5 protein-coding genes and 1 pseudogene are annotated in these 5,238 nt (G+C 72.2%); 2 read left to right on the top strand and 4 right to left on the bottom strand.

Translation table 11 applies throughout. The features are described 5' to 3' along the window. Positions 1–116 (bottom strand): annotated as a pseudogene (locus ACWGIG_RS36660) (ABC transporter ATP-binding protein); the annotation flags it as partial. Positions 117–366: 250 nt separating this feature from the next. On the opposite strand from ACWGIG_RS36660, the gene ACWGIG_RS36655 reads away from it, so the two are divergent. After that, positions 367–690, top strand: coding sequence for a nuclear transport factor 2 family protein (locus tag ACWGIG_RS36655; RefSeq protein ID WP_453326043.1), 324 nt, complete (start codon positions 367–369; stop codon positions 688–690). Positions 691–694: 4 nt separating this feature from the next. Here the strand turns inward: ACWGIG_RS36655 and ACWGIG_RS36650 are convergent, their stop codons facing one another. The 3 genes from ACWGIG_RS36650 to ACWGIG_RS36640 all read right to left on the bottom strand — a co-directional run bounded on the left by ACWGIG_RS36650 (position 695) and on the right by ACWGIG_RS36640 (position 3,653). Continuing rightward, positions 695–1,564: a PhzF family phenazine biosynthesis protein gene (locus tag ACWGIG_RS36650; protein ID WP_453326042.1), complete on the bottom strand. Its 870-nt coding sequence runs from the start codon at positions 1,562–1,564 to the stop codon at positions 695–697. Between the two features lie 202 nt (positions 1,565–1,766). After that, positions 1,767–2,516, bottom strand: coding sequence for an SDR family oxidoreductase (locus ACWGIG_RS36645; protein WP_453326041.1), 750 nt, complete (start codon positions 2,514–2,516; stop codon positions 1,767–1,769). 138 nt (positions 2,517–2,654) lie between these two features. Next, on the bottom strand, positions 2,655–3,653 hold the full coding sequence (locus tag ACWGIG_RS36640; RefSeq protein ID WP_453326040.1) for a Gfo/Idh/MocA family protein: 999 nt from the start codon (positions 3,651–3,653) through the stop codon (positions 2,655–2,657). A gap of 103 nt (positions 3,654–3,756) precedes the next feature. Between ACWGIG_RS36640 and ACWGIG_RS36635 the strand changes: the two genes are divergently transcribed. Further along, complete coding sequence (locus tag ACWGIG_RS36635) at positions 3,757–5,094, top strand: Bcr/CflA family multidrug efflux MFS transporter (protein WP_453326044.1); 1,338 nt, start codon at positions 3,757–3,759, stop codon at positions 5,092–5,094. Positions 5,095–5,238 lie beyond the last annotated feature (144 nt).

Here is a 5,238-nt window from a genome sequence, read left to right as displayed (position 1 = left end):
GCGACGACCTCGCCGGGGTGGATGGAGAAGTCCGCGCCGTCGAGGGCGGGGGTCGTGCCGTACGCCTTGTGCAGGCCGGTGGCGGTGAGGAGGGAACCTGCGGGGGTCTTGCTCATCGTCGTATCTCCGTGGTGGGCCGGTCCGGACGGTCGGTGGTGGACATGCGCAGGACTGTACACGACGTGTATACATCGAGTGCATAGTTGGACGGAAAAGCGTTCCCCCTGGTCAGAGGCCACTTCAGATCATGGGCGCGCCCACCCGGCGCCCAGGTGAGGGTGGTCGCCGATGTGCGGGGCGGTGCGGGGCGGGGCAGGCTGGGAGGCCCGGGAGCAGCCCGGGCCCCACAGCGAGGAGAGCAGCGCCATGGCCGTACCTGTCGACCAGCTCAGCGAACCCACCGTGCAGGCCTTCGTCACCGCCGTGAACAACGGTGACAGGGCCGCTTTCCACGCGCTGCTCACGCCCGGCGCGACCATGTCCGACGACGGTACGGACCGGAACGTCGAGGAGTGGACCGACAAGGAGATCTTCTCCTCGGGCGGACACATGGACATCGAGTCGGCGTCGGACGACGGGCTCGCGCTCGTCGTCGACTACCGGAACGACACCTGGGGCTCGATGCGGACCGCGTGGCGGTTCGTGGTGGACGGCGGGAAGGTGTCGCGCTTCGAGACGGGGCAGGCGTAGGCGCTCAGACGGCCGGGCCGGTGATGCGGGCTCCCGTGCCGCCGACCCGGACGCGGGAGTCGCCCGCGCGGAGCTCGACGGTGAGGACGCCGGGGCGGCCCAGGTCGTCGCCCTGGTGGAGGGTGAGGGTCGAGTCGGCGGCCACCAGGCCCAGTTCGCGCGCGTACGCGCCGAAGGCGGCTGCCGCGGCGCCCGTCGCCGGGTCCTCGACCACGCCGCCGACCGGGAACGGGTTGCGGACGTGGAAGACCGTGTCCGAGGTGCGGTGCACGAGCTGGACCGTGGTCAGGTCGAGGCGGTGCATGAGCGCTGCCAGGCGCTCGAAGTCGTACGACAGGTCGGCCAGGCGGGCGCGGGTGGCCGCGGCCAGGACGAGGTGGCGGGCGCCTGCGTAGGCGATCCGGGGCGGGATGGCGGGGTCCAGGTCGGCGGCGGCCCAGTCGAGGGCGGCCAGGGCTTCGGCGACGTCCGCCTCCGGGGCGGGCTCGGTGTGGGGCTCGACGCTGGTGAGGACGGCGCGGGGGGTGCTGCCGGGAGCCGTGGTGACGGCCACCGGGACCGTGCCGGCCTTCGTCTCGAAGGTGAGGTCGACCGGGCCGAGACGCTCACCCAGTGCGACGGCGGTCGCGACGGTGGCGTGGCCGCAGAAGGGGACTTCGGCCTTGGGGCTGAAGTAGCGGACGGTGTAGGTGTGCCGGCCGTCGGCCGGGATCAGGAACGCGGTTTCGCTGTAGCCGAGGTCGGCGGCGATGGCGAGCATGCCGGCGTCGGTGAGGGCGGACGCGTCCAGTACGACTCCGGCGGGATTGCCGCCGGCGGGGTCGGCGGAGAAGGCGGTGTAGCGGAGGATTTCGGGGCTGGTCTTCGCAGTCATGCTGCAAGCAACTGCCGGGGGGCGGGGCGCATTCCCGGGGCGGGGGGCTGGTGTTGGGACATCGTGCGGGTGCGTCGTGGCCGGCCGTCCAGTCCCCCGCGCCCCTGACGTGCTCACCTGTGGCCCGCCGGCGCGGACCGCACGCCCTGGTGGCCGTCCGCGCGGACCGCACGCCCTGGTGGCCGCCCGCGCCGTGATCGCCCTACCCCCGCCCCACGTACGGCATCGCCGTCGCCATGACCGTCGCGAACTGCACGTTCGCCTCCAGGGGGAGGTCCGCCATGTGCCGGACCGTCGTGGCCACCTCCCGTACGTCCATCACGGGCTCCACCGCCAACCGGCCGTTGGCCTGGAGGATTCCCGTCCGCATGCGTTCCGTCATGTCCGTCGCCGCGTTGCCGATGTCGATCTGGCTCACCGCGATCCGGTACGGGCGGCCGTCCAGGGAGAGTGACTTGGTCAGGCCCGTCATCGCGTGCTTGGTGGTCGTGTAGGCGACCGAGTGCGGGCGTGGCGCGTGGGCCGAGATCGAGCCGTTGTTGATGATCCGGCCGCCCTGCGGGGACTGCTCCTTCATCTGGCGGTACGCCGCCTGCGCGCAGAGAAACGCGCCGGTGACGTTCACCTGGACCACCGACTGCCAGTCGCAGTAGGCGAGTTGCTCGGTGGGGGTGGAGCCGGGGCCGAACGTTCCCGCGTTGTTGAAGAGCAGGTCCAGGCGCCCGTACCGCTCCCGTACCGCCGTGAAGAGCGCCGTCACCGCCTCGGGGTCCGCGACGTCCGTCGGGACGGCCAGTGTGTCGGCGCCCGCCAGTTCCGCCGTCTCCGCGAGGGGCTCCGCGCGGCGGCCCGCCAGCGCCACCGACCAGCCGGACGCGGCCAGCTCCACCGCCACCGCCCGGCCGATGCCGGAGCCCGCCCCTGTCACCACCGCGATCTTCTGAGTGCTCATGGGCAGGGAGGGTAGTCACACCCGCCGCACAGGAACTCATCTGTCCGCCATGTGGTGGACGTGTACGCGACAAGCTGGGGCCGTTCCTCGGGGATGGGCTTCGGGCGTGACCAGCACCCACGCACCGGCCCATGCCGCTCACCGCTCCTGCGGATAGCGGACACCGATCCGCTCCCGTACCGCGTCCAGCGTCCGCATCACCGCCAGGCTGCCGTCCAGCGGCACGAGCGGGGACTCCTTCTCGCCCGCGCGCAGGCAGCGCATCACCTCGGCCGCCTCGTGGCGCAGGCTGTCGTGCGGGACGCCGCCGGCGGCGACGACCTCCTGGGGGTCGTGGCCGTCGCGGTGCAGCGTGAAGCGCTCCGGGAAGAAGAAGCCGTGCGGAACCTCGATGCGGCCCTTCGTGCCGGTGACGGACGCGACGACCGGGGTTGCGGCGGTGACCGAGCAGGACAGGGTCGCCAGCGCACCCGAGTCCGGCCAGCCGAGCAGGATGCCGGTGTTCAGGTCGACGCCCTCGGGGGAGAGGTGGGCCGTCGCCTGCACGGAGCCGGGCTCGCCCAGGAGCAGGTGCGCGAACGACACCGGGTAGACGCCCAGGTCGAGCACGGCGCCGCCGCCCTGGGCGGGGTCGCGCAGCCGGTGGCCGGCGGCGAAGGGGCCGGGGATGCCGAAGTCGGCCTGGACCGTCCTGACCTCGCCGATCGCGCCGTCCTTGACGAGCGCGGCCAGCCGCTGGATCAGGGGGTTGCAGTACATCCACATCGCTTCCATCAGGAAGCGGTCGTGGGTGGCGGCGAGGGCGATCAGCTCCGCCGCCTCGGGGGCGTTCAGGGTGAAGGACTTCTCGCAGAGGACCGCGCGGCCCGCCTCCAGGCACATCCCGGCTGCCGCCCGGTGCGCCGAGTGAGGTCCGGCCACGTAGACGACGTCGATGTCGTCGTCGGCGGCCAGCTCCGCCCCACTCCCGTACGGACGGGGGATGCCGAACTGCTCCGCGAAGGCCTTCGCGCGTTCCGGCGTACGGGACGCGACCGCGACGACCTCCGCGTCCGGCATCTTCTTCAGCTCGGCGGTGAACGCCGAGGCGATCGCGCCCGTGGCCAGTACTCCCCAGCGTATGGATCCGCTGCTCATCCGCCCCGCCCTTCGCTCCCGCCGCTCCCGCACGGAAAGCCAGTTCCTACCACTCCGGACGAGCTGAGAGCATAGGTCGGTATTCAACAAAGTGGGAGTGATGATGCCGGACAGCGGCAGCAGGACAGCAGCAGCGGGAGCAGGACAGGACCACATACCCTCGGCGGGCGCGGAAGCCTCCGCCGCGGCCGAGTCGGCGACGGCGGCAGCAGCAGCCGCACCCGCCTCCACCGCAGTCCGCCGCACCAGCCTTCTCGTCACGCTCGTCCTCGGCGGGCTCACCGCGCTGCCGCCGCTGTCCATGGACATGTACCTCCCGGCGCTGCCCGAGGTCACCAAGGCGCTCAGCTCGCCCGCCGCGACCGTCCAGCTCACCCTGACCGCCTGCCTCGCCGGCATGGCGCTCGGCCAGCTCGTCGTCGGCCCGCTCAGCGACAAGCTCGGGCGGCGGCGCCCGCTGCTCGTCGGCATGGTCGTGTACGTCCTCGCGACCGCCATCTGCGCGCTCGCGCCGAACGCCGAACTCCTCATCGCCTTCCGCCTGTTGCAGGGCCTGGCGGGCGCCGCCGGAATCGTCATCGCCCGGGCCGTGGTCCGTGACATGTACGACGGCGTGGAGATGGCGAGGTTCTTCTCCACCCTGATGCTGATCTCCGGCGTCGCCCCGGTCATCGCGCCCGTCATCGGCGGGCAGGTGCTCCGGCTGACCGACTGGCGCGGCATCTTCTACGTACTGACGGGCGTGGGCGTCCTGCTCACCCTCGTGGTGTGGAAGTGGCTGCACGAGACCCTGCCGCAGGAGCGGCGGCACACCGGCGGTGTCGGGGAGGCCCTGCGCACCATGAAGGGGCTCCTCGCCGACCGCGTCTTCACCGGCTACATGATCACCGGCGGTCTCGCCTTCGCCGTCCTCTTCGCGTACATCAGCGCCTCGCCGTTCGTCGTGCAGGAGATCTACGGCGCGTCCGCGCAGACCTTCAGCCTGCTCTTCGGCGTCAACTCCGTCGGCCTGATCGTCGTCGGCCAGATCAACGGCAAGATCCTGGTGGGCCGGGTCCGCCTCGACAAGGTGCTGGCCTTCGGCCTCGCCGTCGTCACCCTCGCCGCCGTCGCCCTGCTGCTGATGACGAGCGGGGTGTTCGGGGAGGTCGGACTGTGGCCGGTGGCCGCCGCTCTGTTCGTGCTCATGTCGGCGATGGGTCTGATCATGCCCAGCACCAACACCCAGGCCCTGATGCGCACCCCCCACGCGGCGGGCTCCGCTTCCGCGCTGCTCGGCACGACCTCGTTCCTGGTCGGTGCGATCGCCTCGCCGCTGGTCGGCATCGCGGGCGAGGCCACCGCGGTCCCGATGGCCGTCGTCCAGCTGGTGTGCGCGCTGCTCGCCGTGGGGTGCTTCGTGGGACTGTGCCGCCCGTGGCAGCGGACCTCGGAGGCATAGACCCGCGGGCGCATCCGGAGCGACACCCGCCCGGCCCCGGCCGCCGCAGATCCGGCAGCCCGGGCCCGCAGCCCGTGCTGCGCCGGTACCCGCGCGAGCGGAAGCCGCGCAGCACTTCAACCGCCCGTGCGCTGTCGGGGTCGA

It is taken from the genome of Streptomyces sp. NPDC054863 (assembly GCF_053610825.1).
Note: the sequence above shows the minus strand (reverse complement) of the source record. Positions and strands in the feature narration are given on the sequence as shown.

What these genes read in the sequence shown, in the direction of transcription:
- ACWGIG_RS36645 (WP_453326041.1), bottom strand. Translation starts at nt 2,516, where the DNA reads ATGAGCACTCAGAAGATCGCGGTGGTGACAGGGGCGGGCTCCGGCATC.
- ACWGIG_RS36655 (WP_453326043.1), top strand. Translation starts at nt 367, where the DNA reads ATGGCCGTACCTGTCGACCAGCTCAGCGAACCCACCGTGCAGGCCTTC.
- ACWGIG_RS36650 (WP_453326042.1), bottom strand. Translation starts at nt 1,564, where the DNA reads ATGACTGCGAAGACCAGCCCCGAAATCCTCCGCTACACCGCCTTCTCC.
- ACWGIG_RS36640 (WP_453326040.1), bottom strand. Translation starts at nt 3,653, where the DNA reads ATGAGCAGCGGATCCATACGCTGGGGAGTACTGGCCACGGGCGCGATC.
- ACWGIG_RS36635 (WP_453326044.1), top strand. Translation starts at nt 3,757, where the DNA reads ATGCCGGACAGCGGCAGCAGGACAGCAGCAGCGGGAGCAGGACAGGAC.